The sequence below is a fragment of the Ferruginibacter profundus genome, from assembly GCF_054783275.1.
Genome location: NZ_BAAGQW010000002.1, coordinates 742,129 through 757,133, shown reverse-complemented (window position 1 = coordinate 757,133; position 15,005 = coordinate 742,129). Strand labels below are relative to the sequence as shown.

The 15,005-nt window shown below is 39.7% G+C and carries 8 protein-coding genes; 5 read left to right on the top strand and 3 right to left on the bottom strand.

Annotated features, from left to right (window positions below; translation table 11 throughout):
• The first annotated feature begins 12 nt into the window (after positions 1–12).
• From ACYVM0_RS13455 to ACYVM0_RS13445, 3 genes are all read left to right on the top strand, one after another.
• Entirely contained in the window at positions 13–3,357 is a 3,345-nt protein-coding gene (locus ACYVM0_RS13455) for a glycoside hydrolase family 2 TIM barrel-domain containing protein (protein WP_460557854.1), read from the top strand.
• 106 nt (positions 3,358–3,463) lie between these two features.
• Complete coding sequence (locus tag ACYVM0_RS13450) at positions 3,464–4,492, top strand: glycoside hydrolase family protein (protein ID WP_460557853.1); 1,029 nt, start codon at positions 3,464–3,466, stop codon at positions 4,490–4,492.
• A 39-nt stretch (positions 4,493–4,531) separates the two neighbouring features.
• Positions 4,532–7,906: a glycosyl hydrolase gene (locus ACYVM0_RS13445; protein WP_460557852.1), complete on the top strand. Its 3,375-nt coding sequence runs from the start codon at positions 4,532–4,534 to the stop codon at positions 7,904–7,906.
• A 200-nt stretch (positions 7,907–8,106) separates the two neighbouring features.
• Here ACYVM0_RS13445 and ACYVM0_RS13440 read toward each other — a convergent pair whose 3' ends face one another.
• The gene (locus ACYVM0_RS13440; RefSeq protein ID WP_460557851.1) at positions 8,107–9,546 is read right to left on the bottom strand and encodes a sialate O-acetylesterase family protein; all 1,440 of its coding nucleotides are present in this window, start codon (positions 9,544–9,546) and stop codon (positions 8,107–8,109) included.
• A 142-nt stretch (positions 9,547–9,688) separates the two neighbouring features.
• Between ACYVM0_RS13440 and ACYVM0_RS13435 the strand changes: the two genes are divergently transcribed.
• Together ACYVM0_RS13435 and ACYVM0_RS13430 are read left to right on the top strand one after the other, a co-directional pair.
• A complete protein-coding gene (locus ACYVM0_RS13435; RefSeq protein WP_460557850.1) occupies positions 9,689–10,606 on the top strand; it encodes an AraC family transcriptional regulator in 918 nt (305 codons plus the stop codon).
• Positions 10,607–10,671: 65 nt separating this feature from the next.
• Positions 10,672–13,005 (top strand): DUF5703 domain-containing protein, encoded by a 2,334-nt coding sequence (locus ACYVM0_RS13430; RefSeq protein ID WP_460557849.1) that lies wholly within the window; start codon positions 10,672–10,674, stop codon positions 13,003–13,005.
• A gap of 103 nt (positions 13,006–13,108) precedes the next feature.
• On the opposite strand, the gene ACYVM0_RS13425 is transcribed toward ACYVM0_RS13430, so the two are convergent.
• Both ACYVM0_RS13425 and ACYVM0_RS13420 read right to left on the bottom strand, forming a co-directional pair.
• The gene (locus tag ACYVM0_RS13425) at positions 13,109–13,618 is read right to left on the bottom strand and encodes a hypothetical protein (RefSeq protein WP_460557848.1); all 510 of its coding nucleotides are present in this window, start codon (positions 13,616–13,618) and stop codon (positions 13,109–13,111) included.
• Between the two features lie 235 nt (positions 13,619–13,853).
• Entirely contained in the window at positions 13,854–14,951 is a 1,098-nt protein-coding gene (locus ACYVM0_RS13420; protein WP_460557847.1) for an SGNH/GDSL hydrolase family protein, read from the bottom strand.
• Positions 14,952–15,005: the final 54 nt, after the last annotated feature.

Sequence of the window (15,005 nt, the reverse complement as noted above, 5' to 3'; positions counted from 1 at the left end):
GCTTTAAAAAAAATGAAGAAAAATAAAATAGCAACCACAAAGACGCAAAGTCACGAAGGGGCACTAAGAAAATCCTTTGTGTTACTTTGTGTTCTTAGTGTCTTTGTGGTTCAAGTAAAAGCGCAGCTCGTTGATAAAACTCCTGCTGCCATTCCTAATGCACCATCAATTTACAATACAGAGCCTTATGAAGATCCATTGATCAATGGCATTAACAGGGATGCATCAAGAGCAACAGCTTATTCTTATGCAACAATTAATGACGCATTAAAAAATGACCGGGAGAAAAGCGGACGCTATTTGTCATTAAACGGCGAGTGGGATTTTTCTTTTGCATTAAAACCCGGTGATGAGCCACAGGATTTTTACAGGTCAAAAGTGAGTGGCTGGAAAAAAATAACCGTGCCCTCCAATTGGGAAATGCGGGGTTATGATAAACCCATTTATAAAAGTGCGGTATATCCGTTTCGTCCTGTAAATCCGCCGCATGTACCAAAGGATTATAATGGCGTGGGTTGTTATCAAAGATCGTTTACTATTCCTGCAGATTGGAAAAATAAAAATGTAACGCTGCATTTTGGTGGTGTAAGTTCAGCATACAAAGTGTGGGTGAATGGAAAATTCCTGGGTTATGCAGAAGACAGTTTTATGTCCAGCGAATTTAATATTACTGCTTATTTAAAAGATGGAGAAAATATAATTTCTGTTTGGGTGATCCGTTGGTGCGACGGTAGTTTTTTAGAAGACCAGGATGGATGGCGTATGAGTGGCATTCATAGAGAAGTATATTTAATGGCGGAACCAAAATTGCGGATCGCAGATTTCTTTTATCAAACTAAATTAGATAAGGATTATAAAGATGCAGTGCTGAGCATTCGTCCACGGGTAGAAAATTTAACCGGCGCAGCAATACCGGGATATAAAGTAAAAGCGCAATTGTATGATGCCAATGACCGGCCTGTTTTAGCTGCGCCTTTGGAAAGATCAATCGATGAGATCATCAATGAAATTCATCCCCGTTTAGACCAGGTGAAATTTGGTTTGCTCGAAACAAAAATTTCCAATCCCAAAAAATGGAGTACCGAAGAACCGAACTTATATAAACTGGTATTGAGCTTAGAAGATAGCGCAGGAAATATTCTTGAAGTAAAAACATGCCAACTCGGTTTTCGTTCTATTGAATTCAGGAAGGAAGACAGTAAGTTGCTCATTAATGGAAAGCTCACTTATTTATATGGTGTTAATCGTCCCGATCATGATCCGGTATTTGGTAAAGCATTAACCAGGGAAATTATTTTAAGAGATGTCACCACTATCAAACAATATAATTTCAATTGTATCCGCTTGAGTCATTACCCGGCCGACCCCTATTTGTTAGATCTATGCGATGAGTTTGGCATCATGGTAATTGACGAAGCCAATTTAGAAACGCATGGCCTGGGGGGTAAATTAGATCATGAATCCAACTGGACGGGTGCCTATATCGACAGGATAAGCCGCATGGCATTGCGTGATAAAAATCATGCGTCAATTATTTTCTGGAGTTTGGGAAACGAAGCCGGCAGTGGTCCCAATCATGCAGCGATGGCGGGTTGGATCCACGATTTTGATATCACCCGTCCTTTGCATTATGAGCCTGCTATGGGCAGCCCTAGGGAAGCAGGGTATATCGATCCTTCTGATCCGGCGTATTTAAAAAGTAATGACCATTCGCACCGTATACAAAATCCATTGGATCAGTATTATGTTGACATGATCAGCCGGATGTATCCTGCCATGTACACAGCACCGCTATTGGCCAATCAGCCCAATGGCGATCATCGTCCCATTTTCTTTTGTGAGTATGCGCATGCCATGGGCAACAGCGGCGGCAATATCAAAGACTTCTGGGATCAATGGAGAAATACCAAACGCATCATTGGCGGTTGTATCTGGGAGTTTAAAGACCAGGCATTATTAAAAACGGATTCTGCCGGCGTAAAATATTATGCATATGGTGGCGATTTTGGTGAAAAATATTTTGACAATTTTACCATTAAGGGAATTGTAAATGCTGATGGTACACCAAAGGGTGTGATGAATGAATGTAAAAGAGTTTTTCAGCCGATAACCTGTGAGCTGCTGGATGCAAAAAAAGGGTTGATAAAAATAACTAACCGTGGCGCTGTAAAAAATACCGATGCATATAATGCCGTTTTAGTAATTAAAAAGGATGGCGTTCCTGTTCTTGTAAAAGATCTTCCAGCCATTGCCATTGCACCGGGAAAAGATACCGTAATAGCCATTACAGAAGACATCGCTGATATGAAAGCCGATGCAGCCTATCATGCCAATATCAGTTTTCATTTAAAGAAGGATGAAAGCTGGGCCGGTGAAAATTTTACTATTGCATCAGATCAGTTTCAGCTGCAAAAAGAAAAAAAATATGTAGCAGTTCCTGCCCGTAAATCAACTTTGTCTTACCAGCAAGGCCTGAATGGAGTCACCATAAAAGGCAATAATTTTTCTTTGTTCTTCAGTACGCTTGATGGCGGAGGCTTAAGTTCTTATACATATAAAGGAGCAGAACAAATACAACAGGTACTGTTGCCACACTTTACACGTCCTTTAACTGATAATGATAAACGTGGCTGGAAAGCGCAACGTAAATTGCAGCAATGGTATACAGCCACACTGAAGGCAGGAGCGATGACCGTTACGAAAAATGGGAATGGCACATTGACTGTCAGTACAGTTTTTTCTCTGATCAATGATAGTGCTGCCGTAAATGTAATGTACACTATTACTGATGCCGGCGTTATCAAACTGGACTACACCTTACATGTAAAGCCAGGTTTACCGAACCTGCCCAAAGTGGGCATGCAAATGGGTATTGAAAGAAGCTACGATAATATTGAATGGTTTGGTAAGGGGCCGATGGAAAATTATATTGATAAAAATTATGGAGCAGATGATGGTGTATATACATTACCTCTCAGCCAGTTCATGGAGAATTATGTAGTACCGCAGGAGAATGGCAACCGAACCGATGTACGCTGGATGTTTTTATCCAATAAACAAAAAAACGGATTGTTGATCGTTGCAGATAGTTTATTAAGCATGAGTGCATGGCCTTATACCGAAGAGACTATTCAGAATGCAAAACATACCAACAAATTAAAAGATGCCGGCTTCATCACTTTGAATATTGATCTGATTCAAATGGGGGTTGGTGGTAATGACAGCTGGAGCGATGTAGCCGCACCATTGGAGAAATACCAGGTTCCTGCAAAAGATTATCACTATAGTTTTTATATATTACCTTATAACAATAAAGCAAAACAAGCCGGTGAAACAGCTAAAAAAATCAAATTTTAAGTTGAACCACGGAGGCACAAAGACAGGAAGTTACACGAAGGTTTTCTTTGTGCTCCTTTTTGTTCTTAGTGTCTTTGTGGTTCAATCACAAGTGCCGCAAAATATAATGCAGCAGATTTATGACCAGGTAAAAACGCCTTTTAAATATGGGCTTGTGGTAGCACCCACGGATGCAGCAAAAAAAATTGATTGCCCTTCTGTTTTTCGAAAAGGAAAAAACTGGTATATGACTTATATCCTGTTTGATGGCAGGGGATATGAAACCTGGCTGGCAAAAAGCAGTGACCTGCTGCAATGGAAAACACTGGGGAAAATATTAAGCTTTGGTGATACGTCAAATGTGGATGCCACCAACTGGGATGCCAATCAAAAGGCCGGGTACATTGCATTGCAGGATGAAAAATTCGGCGGCAGTTACCAATTGCAACAATACAATCACAAATACTGGATGAGTTTTATTGGCGGTAAAGAAAAGGGGTACGAAAGTGGTAAGCTGAGTATTGGTGTGGCCAGTACGGATAAAGACATTACCAAAGCGCATTTATGGAAACCTTTTGGCGATCCTGTTTTATCGGTGAGTGATATTGATGTGCGCTGGTGGGAGAATAAAAAATTATTTAAGAGCAGCATTATCTGGGATAAACAAAAAACACTGGGGCACCCGTTTGTAATGTACTACAATGCCAACGGAGATACCAGCAATAATACGCCCAAATGGCGTTGGTTTGAAAGGATAGGCATGGCCGTTAGTGATGATATGATCAACTGGCAACGGTACCAGGCAGATCCTGTGGTGCATCATAAAATTGGTATTACCGGCGATGGTGTAATTCAGAAAATAGGCGATGTGTGGGTAATGTTTTATTTTGGCGCTTTCTGGGAAGGCAGGAAAAATGAAACTTTCAATCGTTTTGCCTGCAGCTATGATTTAGTGCATTGGACCGACTGGAACGGCGAAGACCTGGTTAAATCTTCTGAGCCTTACGATGCAAAATATGCACACAAAAGTTTTGTGGTAAAATATAAAGGCGTGGTGTATCATTTTTATTGTGCGGTAGATGCAAAAGACCACAGGGGTATTGCGGTGGCTACTTCGGTTGATAAAGGGAAAAGTAATGTTGAGTTTGTAAAGTGAATAAGGGTTATAAAATAAATAAAGTATTGCGTATTATAAATGGGTAGAAGGATAAAAATATTATTGGTGATTTGTTGTATGGTATCTATACCGCAGCATAGTAATGCACAAGAAAAAAATACTGTTTCAATAGAACAAACTTTTCTTCATCCACCCGAATCAGCAAAGCCCTGGGTATTCTGGTACTGGATGCATGCCGCAGTGTCTAAAGCCGGCATCACTGCAGACCTGGAAGCCATGAAGCAAGTGGGTATTGGCGGTGCTTACCTGATGCCGATACAGGATACTTTATCTTCTATTCCATTTCAACCCACAGTGAGACAGTTAACACCCGAATGGTGGGGCATGGTAAAATTTGCCATGCAGGAAGCCAAACGGTTGAAACTGAAACTGGCCATGCATGTAAGTGATGGCTTTGCATTGGCAGGCGGGCCGTGGATCACTCCTGAATTATCAATGCAAAAATTAACATGGAGTAAAACATATATTTCATCTGCAACACAAAAAATAAAATTAGCAGAACCTGAAAGCAATGCAGGATATTATAAAGATGTGGCTGTGTTTGCTTATCAGGCGAATTTATCAAATATTTTTATTGAAAAGCAAATGGTTCCGGTTGTAACTGCAAGCAACGGAACTGCACCGCAATTTTTATTTGCTGCTGATACAAATAATAAGCAAAGTTTTAAAAGCGATACAGCCTGCTGGATACAATACCAGTACGAACAACCATTCACCTGTAGCTCAATAACTATTCATACCAGTGGTAATAATTATGAAGCACAAAGATTGGTTGTGCAATCAAGTGACGATGGTATTCATTTTAAAACCATCACACAATTACAACCACCACGCCATGGCTGGCAAGATACGGATGAAGATGTTACGAGCGCTGTTCCTGCAACCACAGCAAAATATTTTCGCTTTGTATACAATAAGGCGGGCAGCGAACCCGGCGCCGAAGACCTGGACGCAGCCAAATGGAAACCATCATTTAAGGTAACGGGTATTTATTTATCCGGAGAACCGGTTATCAACCAGTTTGAAAGCAAGAACGGATCGGTATGGAGAGTGAGTGAAAACACAACTGAAGAACAGGTGCCTGCAAGTGCAGCTATTCCTTTAAAAAATATTATTGACCTGTCTTCTAAAATGGATAGACAGGGAAATCTTGATTGGTCGCCACCTTCAGGGCAGTGGATAATTGTAAGGGTCGGCCATACATCCACCGGACATACCAACGCAACGGGTGGAGCAGGAGCCGGATTGGAGTGTGATAAATTTAATATAAGAGCAATCAAATTGCAATTTGATAACTGGTTTGCAAAAGCATTCCGCAATACAGATGCAAAGCTTGCCAAAGAAGTACTGAAAGTTTTTCATGTGGATAGCTGGGAGTGTGGCAGCCAGAACTGGAGCGATAATTTTAAAACGGAATTTAAAAAAAGAAGGGGCTATGATCTTATGCCTTACCTGTTAGTGATGACGGGTGTGCCTGTTACTGATGCCGGCACTTCTGAAAAAGTATTGCATGATGTAAGAGAAACCGTTGCTGAATTAGTGAATGATGTTTTTTATGCTACCTTGAAGAAACTGGCACATGAAAAAGGTTGCAGCTTTAGTGCAGAGTCTGTTGCTCCAACAATGGTAAGTGATGGTTTGCTGCATTACAAAAATGTTGACCTGCCCATGGGGGAATTCTGGTTGAACAGCCCTACGCATGATAAGCCTAATGATATGCTGGACGCCATCAGTGGCGCACATATTTACGGCAAAAATATTATCGGTGCAGAATCATTTACTTCGGTAAGGATGAACTGGGGCGAACATCCGGGTAATTTAAAAGCCATTGGCGATAGAAATTTTGCATTGGGTATTAACAAAATGGTATTGCATGTGTTTGCACACAATCCCTGGATGGATAAAAAACCGGGCATGACATTAGATGGCGTGGGCCTGTATTTTCAAAGAGACCAGACCTGGTTTAAACAAAGCAAAGCATGGATCGATTATTTAACAAGATGCAGTGCATTATTGCAAATGGGAAAACCCGTTGTTGATATAGCAGTATTTACAGGAGAAGAAGTACCACGGCGTTCAATCTTACCCGATAGGTTGGTCAATACATTGCCCGGAATTTTTGGAGCAGAAAAAGTGGCGGCAGAAAAGAAACGTTTGGAGAATATCGGACAACCTATGCGCCAGATTCCTGATGGGGTTTCGCATTCCGCAAATATGGCTGATCCTGAAAACTGGATAGACCCATTAAATGGCTATGCGTATGATTCTTTTAATCCTGATGCATTAATGATGATGAAGGTGAAGGATGGGAGAGTGGTATTGCCGGGTGGTGCAAGTTATGGGGTGTTGATCTTTCCTGGTAAACACCCGATGCAACCGAATAATACTTTGATCTCCTTATCCGCCTTAAAAAAAATAATGCAATTGGTAAAGGATGGCGCTAAAATAATAATGAGTAAAGAGTACCTGGATGGCATCGGATTAAAAGATGACGTGTATAGCATTAAAATGATAATGGGAGTATTGCAATTGCAAGATGAAGCAAGTGTAAAGGGTAAAATTATTTTTACTCCGTTTGAATCACCTTCATTTGTAACATTGGGCTTGCAAAAAGATGTGGAAATATTGAATAACAATCACTCTATTGCATGGACGCACAGGAAGGTTGGTGATGATGATGTTTATTTTATTGCCAACCAGAAAGGCAGCAAAGAAAATGTGGAGTTGATTTTTAGAAATACAAATAAAATGGCAGAAATCTGGAATCCGGTTAATGGAGAAATAGTGCGGTGTATGGAAACGTCAAAAGATCGTACAATATTGCTAAGCCTGGCACCTTCAGAATCGTATTTTGTAGTATTTAAAAAAAGTACCACAAAGTACCCTGAAAAATTAAGGCCATCGTTGGTTCAGGAAGATATTTCTTTCCCCTATAGGTGGTCGGTTGTTTTTGATAAGAAATTTGGCGGAGTAGAGGGGCCGGTAATTTTTGATGAGTTGAACAGTTGGGCGCAAAATGCCAATGATCAGGTAAAATATTATTCAGGCACCGGTGTATATCTGAATATCTTTTTCATAAAAAAATTAGCGCAGGCAAAACGGGCTTATATTCAACTCGACAGCATCTTTAATATTGCAACAATAAAAATTAACGGCATTAACTGCGGTACTTTATGGACTCAGCCCTACCTGCTTGACATAACAAAAGCATTAAAACAAGGCGAAAATAAAATTGAGATAGCTGTTACCAATACATGGCATAACCGTTTGATCGGTGATAATTTATTGCCTGTTGAAAAAAGAATAACTTTTACAACAGCGCCATTCCGGTTAAAAGATAAACCTTTGTTGCCTGCCGGATTAATTGGTGATGTGAAAATTATTCTACGATGATTATTATTTCTGTCTTTGATGAATTGTCCTGCCTTTTAAGGCAGGGGTAAAAAATATTGATGTCTTTCAGGGCTTTAGCCCAAACCAGCAACCTGGCTAAAGCCTGTTATTATGTTATATCTCTTCGTCGTCCTAAAGGGACGGCGTAATGCAGAGAAGATGCAATTCAAGAAGGGAATAATTCACCAGGAATACATACCTCACCAATCATCAGTTCTAAAAGAAGAAACCGGGTACCCTTCCACACTAAACAATTCTCCCACCACAAAATCTTTAAAAGCATAGCGCACTGCAACAGGCGTTGCTACCTGTGGCGATGATACCTGTATCATCCCTTTTGCAATTATGGCTTGTGCCGGATAAAAAGTTTTATCAGCACCGGCAATTTCAAATTGTGTAATGGGTTTGGTAAAACTGGTTAAACCATTGGGGGCATTTTTAAATTTTACAGTAGCAATATTTCCGCTTATCAATAAAGAATCATACAACGGACTTTGATACGCAAAACCTTTATAGGCATACGTATCGCCTAAAGCTAAATACGCAAAACGTTTACCTGCAACTTCTTTATTAAAGGGATGGATAGTTTTTTCATCACCTGCATCCAGCAATACCACCATGCCGCTATTGGGAATGGAGGCTGCAGATTTTCTTTGTGCATCACGCAGGTATGCAGAATTTAGTTTTTCATTTCTGTTGCCTGCAGGTAAACTGCTGTAGGCAAATGGCGCTATCTGTGCAAAGTAAAAAGGAAAATTACCTTGCGCCCATTCGTTGCGCCACAACTGCACCATCGCAGGAAATAATTTTTCATATTGATCAGGACGATCATAATTGCTTTCGCCCTGGTACCAGATGCAACCTTTAATGGTATAACCCGCCAAAGGATGGATCATACCATTGTATAAAGTAGTGGCATTTTTATTGCTTAACTTTTCTGTACCTGTTGCAGATGGAACAACAATTTCGGGGAATGCTTTCAGTGATTCCGCACTCATGAAGGCTTCGGCAGGTGAACCGCTGTAACTGTCATTAATTAATGCCACGGGTATTTTTAATTGTTGTTGCAATAATCGTCCGAAATAATACGCCACAGCAGAAAAGTTGCTGATGTTTTCGGAGGTGGCATTTTTCCAGGCAGATGTTTTACTGGTATCTTTTGTAAACCTTTCTACGGCACGGGGCACCGTATAAATTCTTATTTGTTCATTGGCGGCATTAAATACCGCATCATTGCTGCCGGTCACCGGCTGGTCTTTAAAACCTTTCATCGGCATTTCCATATTGCTTTGCCCGCTGCACAACCACACTTCACCAATTAAAATATTTTTTATGGTTACCGGGTCTCCGTCTGAAACAATAATGGAATAAGGCCCGCCTGCAACAGGTGTGGCTACTTTTACAGTCCATTTGCCTTCCTCATCTGCAACGTTGAAATAAGTTTTTTTATTCCATGAAGTAGTTACTTTAACCAGGGCCCCTGCTTTAGCCCGGCCCCAGATGGATGCATTGGTTTGTTGCTGTAACACCATGCCGTCGCTGAAAAAAGAAGGTAGTTGTACCGTGGCCAAAAGAAAACCGGGAAGCAGTAAAAGCAACAGGGTAATGCCCGTTTTAAGGCGTTTTTTAAAAGCAATCATCAGTTATTATTTATAAGAACGAATATAGAGCAAAAGCTTTTTATTACTGTCTGGTACTGTTATTTTGCCATAGAACAGATTGCTGGTGCAGGTGACGAAATATTTATGTAAATTTCATGTTCAAACAGGTTGTTTTGAGTTTATGAAAGACGTTAAAGACAATAAAGAAGGTTCACACAAAAATATATGGTATGGCCTGGGCCGCCAGCGGATAGAAATTCCCAGGACCATTTTAAAATCGAGGGTGCAGAATAACCTGCTGCTGAAACACCTGCATATTTGTTCCATCGGCCATTATCCCAAAGCAAAAGAACATTATACGTACCGCAAAAAAGGATTGCCGGAAAATTTTATTTTTTATTGTGTGGACGGGCATGGATGGTACCAGATAGAAGACCAGCGCTATGAAGTAGGGCCGAATGAATTTTTCATCTTGCCGCAAAATAAAGAACATGCTTACGGTAACGATCCCGATCATCCCTGGAGCATTTACTGGATACATTTTGGCGGCGACGCATTGCCGGCATTGAATGAAACTTTTGCGGTGCAAAAACATTTCAAGCCTTTTCATATCAAGAACAATGCAGAAACTATTTCCATCTTCACCAAAATATATAAGGCCTTACAGCTAGGGTACAGTATTGATAATTTATTGTTTGCCAATATGTGCCTGACGCATTTTCTTACCTTGTTTATTTACAATGCCAGGCACAACGAAAGTATTGAAGCAGAAAAACCGGATTGCGTAGACAGTGCGATACTTTTTATGCAGCAGCACCTGGACGAAAATATTTCTTTGAATGACCTGAGTAAACAATACAATTATTCCGTATCAAGATTTTCTAACCTGTTCAAACAAAAAACGGGTTATGCGCCGATAGATTATTTTTTACAAATGAAAATGCAGAAAGCCTGCCAGCAACTGGATTTTACCAATGATTCTATTAAAATAATTGCTTTCGGGATGGGCTTTGATGATCCTTATTATTTTTCAAAAAGATTTAAGACCATCATTGGGGTATCGCCCAAAAAATACAGGGCCATGAAAAAGAGCGAATAGTTTGTCACGGATTATTTTACAGAAACAGGACCTGATTTTACAAAGCGCTTTTACCTTTATCTAAAATGATTAAAAAAAATATTCTTTTCTTCTTACTGTTTTTTTGTGGCATCCGGCTGTATGCACAGATACATAACAGCCACTACAATATAATCTGGAATACGCAAAGCAAAAATTCATCAGAATCGATGCCCTGCGGCGGTGGTGATATTGGTATGAATGTTTGGGTGGAGAATGGCGATGTATTGATCTACGTGGCAAAGAGCGGCAACTTTGATGAGAACAATGCTTTGATGAAAACGGGCAGGATAAGAATACAATTATCACCCAACGTTTTTGAAGGAAAAATATTTAAACAGGAATTGCATTTGCAGGAAGGCTATGTAACAATTGAAGGAGAAAATAATGCCATAAAAGCAACGATAAAAATATGGGCCGATGTGTATAGCCCGGTTGCGCATGTTGACATTGCTGCCAGCAAAAAAATAAATGTGGAAGCGACTTACGAAAGCTGGCGCTACCAGGACAGGATTGTAAAGTCAAGAGAAAACTTTGCCAACTCCTGGAAGTGGGCGGCTCCTAAAAATAATGTGTACAAAAAGGATGTGATTGATTTTAACGGTAATGAAGTGCTGTTCTATCATCATAATATGGCAGAAACAATTTTTGATGCTACAGTTGCACAACAGGGAATGGATGCGGTGAAAGAGCAATTATACAATCCATTAAAAAGATTGGTATTTGGTGGTGCATTCAGCGGTAAAAATTTTGTACCTGCCGGAACCTGCCAGGGCGAATATGTAAATACAGATTATAAAGGCTGGAAATTAAAAACTAATACTGCCGCTAAAGTACATACACTCTGTTTGTATTTGCATAACGAACAGGTAAACGATATTGATAACTGGAAGCGTGCTTTGGATTCTATACAAATTGTAACAAGAGCAAATGCAAAATCCGCAGCTGCAAAATCGCAATTGTGGTGGCAGCAATTCTGGAACAGGAGTTTTATTGCTATTAATACTGCTGATACTGCAGGCAAAGCATGGCAGGTGGGAAGAAATTTTCAACTCTTCCGTTACATGCTGGCTTTAAATGCACATGGCGAATGGCCTACAAAATTCAATGGTGGTTTATTAACTGTTGATCCGGTATTTACTGATACCTCTAATAAATTAACTCCCGATTACCGCAACTGGGGCGGTGGATTACACACGGCACAAAATCAAAGGCTGGTATATTTCCCGATGATAAAAAACGGCGATTGGGATCTGTTGCAACCGCAATTGAATTTTTACTTACGCCTTTTAAAAAATGCAGCACTGCGTAGCAAAGTATACTGGAACCATGACGGTGCCTGCTTTACAGAGCAAATGGAAAATTACGGTTTGCCCGATTTTGCGGAGTACGGGCAAAAACGTCCGGACGGTTATGATAAAGGAATGGAATACAACGCCTGGTTAGAATATGAATGGGATACCGTGTTTGAATTTTGTTTAATGATGCTGGAAGAAAATGAATACACCGGTAAGGATATCAGTGATAAAATTCCATTTATAGAAAGTTGTTTACAATTTTTTGATGAGCATTATCAATACTTAGCAAAGCAAAGAGGGAGTAAAGCATTGGATGGTGACGGAAAGTTAGTGTTGTATCCCGGCAGTGGTGCGGAGACTTTTAAGATGGCAAATAATTCTACCAGCACTATTGCGGCAATGAAAACAGTAGGGCAGCGAACACTTGATCTGATGATAAGTAAACTTGAAGGGCATAATATAGATACAACACTTCCAAAGAGAATAAAAAATCTTGTTGGGTTATTAGCAAGAATCCCCGATATCAATTATCAGTATGTTAATGGGCACACCACCATTGCGCCTGCAAAATCATGGGAACGTATCAACAATACAGAGTCGCCGCAATTGTACACTTTATTTCCATGGGGAATTTATGGGGTGGGTAAACCCGGATTGGATACCGCTTTAAACACATACAGGTATGATACCAACGTGGTAAAATTTAAAAGCCATATCGGCTGGAAACAGGATAATATTTTTGCTGCAAGATTAGGTTTAGCTGATGAAGCATGGGACCTTACATCGAAGAAACTACAAAATTCAGGGCGGCGTTTTCCTGCATTCTGGGGCCCGGGTTTTGATTGGGTGCCCGATCATAACTGGGGCGGCAGTGGTATGATTGGCCTGCAGGAAATGTTGTTGCAGGTGGATGATAAAAAAATAATGCTGTTTCCTGCATGGCCCAAAAATATTGATGTGCATTTTAAATTGAATGCACCATACAATACCACAGTAGAAGCGGAAGTGAAAAATGGGAAAGTGATTACTATAAAAGTATTACCTGTTGAAAGGATGAAAGATGTTGTGGTGCTGTTGCAGTAACTGAGGTACAACTTATAGGAGCAATTAGTATTATTGATACAGTTAAGAACAAATGCTCGGTTCGGTAGTGAATAAAAAAGATGAAGCTTTTACACAGTTCATGTCAAGTGCGTTTTCTTATGTCCGATATTTTTGAACTCATTAATTCGACGTTTGATTTGAAACTTATAAATATACAGTCAATAGCTTTCGTCAATTCCTTTTCAAAAGAATTAACATCACTAAACATTATCTCGTGGTCATTATTTTTTAAAATGAAAGTTCCAGTTGTGGTACAAATGTCTGACGATACGTAAAGGTAGTTGTCAAATATTAAATCGCCATTGCTGGCGTATTGGATATTTGAAGTGTAACTAGTTATTTTATTTTTGGTTTCCCGAATTTGAAATAATCCTATTGATAAGTCTATGCCATCTAGGTCGGTATTATTAAGCTCAGGAATATAAAATGATAATATACAGTCAACAAGTTGAAATTCATTTACAAAAGAATTCGAAGAAATGTAGGAATTTAGTTCAGAAAATAATGCATTACTTTTTAACGTAAATGCAAATTCTTTAAACTCATTTTCAATTCTTATTTTGCAATTGTTTATTACGTCTAAATATTTCATTGTATCAAATAAATGTGAGAGCTAAAACTCCGGTTGTAGGGTCTGTTAACTTGCACTTAACTCATAAATATACCAGATAGTATTGACATAATGCCTGTTGCACAAATGCAATTTATTAATTTTATCATGCAAAGAAGGGTTATTTCAGATTTCACCTTTCATGTATGTCAGGTAAACGACGCTGAATATAAATGAAAGGTATTTTTGCCCTGTAGTTTATGGCGTATTTACGAAATCACCAACGCATCAACTTTTTCAAATATGCCGTAAGCTCTGCAGCTATAAGCTGGTGCTCTTCTAAACTCGGATGATAATCGCAACCACCATTATACGATCTGCTGAAAAAAAACTTACTGATTTTTTTATCGCCTTCTTTATTTAAAAAATTCATTACTCCATCGATCTGGTTTTTTAAAACGGCTTTTAATTTTTCATCCGCCATCGGGCTGGTGAGTAAAACAATTTTTGCTTTGGGGTAATGCGCTCTCAGGTGGTGAACGAAATCAATATAGGCCTTGCAAAAAGTGGCGGAGTCCTGTATACCATCATTTTGTCCTAAGCAAACCGTGACCACATCAGGCTGGTATTTTTTAAAATTCCACGGTATGGAATCTCCCCTCATATCAACTTTATCAAATACAGGCGGCATTATAATATTCATATTGCAGCAACTGTGTATCAAACCAATGCCCGATACTGAACTTAAATGCCATTGTGCATCCAGTGTTCTTGCGGTAACAGGGCCGTAAGCCATGTAGGCATTATGCTGATCGTGCCACACGCCTTTGCCACAGGGTATTTCACTCATATCGCTGCTGGCGCCGCAGGTAATGGAGTTGCCGATGAATTCAATTTTTCTTGCAGGCTTTGGTTGCGGCTTTACTAAATAATCGCAGTACACACCACCGAATTCTATATAACCGATATTGGACTCCGTATTCTTGCAAATGGTAAGCGTATGAGAGCCTTCACTAAGCTTAGCGATAGTGATATAATTGTTTTTACTTGTTGTTTGTATCCGCTTCTTCTCTTCATCAACAATTATTTCCAGGTAATTGTGATTTTTACCCCATAACTCCTGGTCTTTAATAAACGCAGTAATGGCATTGCCTTTAAATTTCATACTGAGGTACACACCCGGCGACCACATCCTGGGTAATTCCGGATTGCTGAAATCAATTCTGCCGGTGTATTGTATCATCGGGTGGTCGGCAACAAAAAGAATTTTATCAGTCTTGTTGCTGCTATCGATATGTACTTCAAAACCCTGTGCAAAATTCTGCAACACTAAAAAAATATTACAGACAGTAAATAAGAATAATTTTCTACGCATGTTTTCCATTGAACACCTGCCTGTCGGCAGGCAGGTTGATTATTAAAAATTTAA

Bases quoted from the DNA above. Each gene is read 5' to 3' on its own strand.
- ACYVM0_RS13455 (WP_460557854.1), top strand. From the start codon at position 13: ATGAAGAAAAATAAAATAGCAACCACAAAGACGCAAAGTCACGAAGGG.
- ACYVM0_RS13450 (WP_460557853.1), top strand. From the start codon at position 3,464: ATGCAGCAGATTTATGACCAGGTAAAAACGCCTTTTAAATATGGGCTT.
- ACYVM0_RS13445 (WP_460557852.1), top strand. From the start codon at position 4,532: ATGGGTAGAAGGATAAAAATATTATTGGTGATTTGTTGTATGGTATCT.
- ACYVM0_RS13440 (WP_460557851.1), bottom strand. From the start codon at position 9,546: ATGATTGCTTTTAAAAAACGCCTTAAAACGGGCATTACCCTGTTGCTT.
- ACYVM0_RS13435 (WP_460557850.1), top strand. From the start codon at position 9,689: ATGAAAGACGTTAAAGACAATAAAGAAGGTTCACACAAAAATATATGG.
- ACYVM0_RS13430 (WP_460557849.1), top strand. From the start codon at position 10,672: ATGATTAAAAAAAATATTCTTTTCTTCTTACTGTTTTTTTGTGGCATC.
- ACYVM0_RS13425 (WP_460557848.1), bottom strand. From the start codon at position 13,618: ATGAAATATTTAGACGTAATAAACAATTGCAAAATAAGAATTGAAAAT.
- ACYVM0_RS13420 (WP_460557847.1), bottom strand. From the start codon at position 14,951: ATGCGTAGAAAATTATTCTTATTTACTGTCTGTAATATTTTTTTAGTG.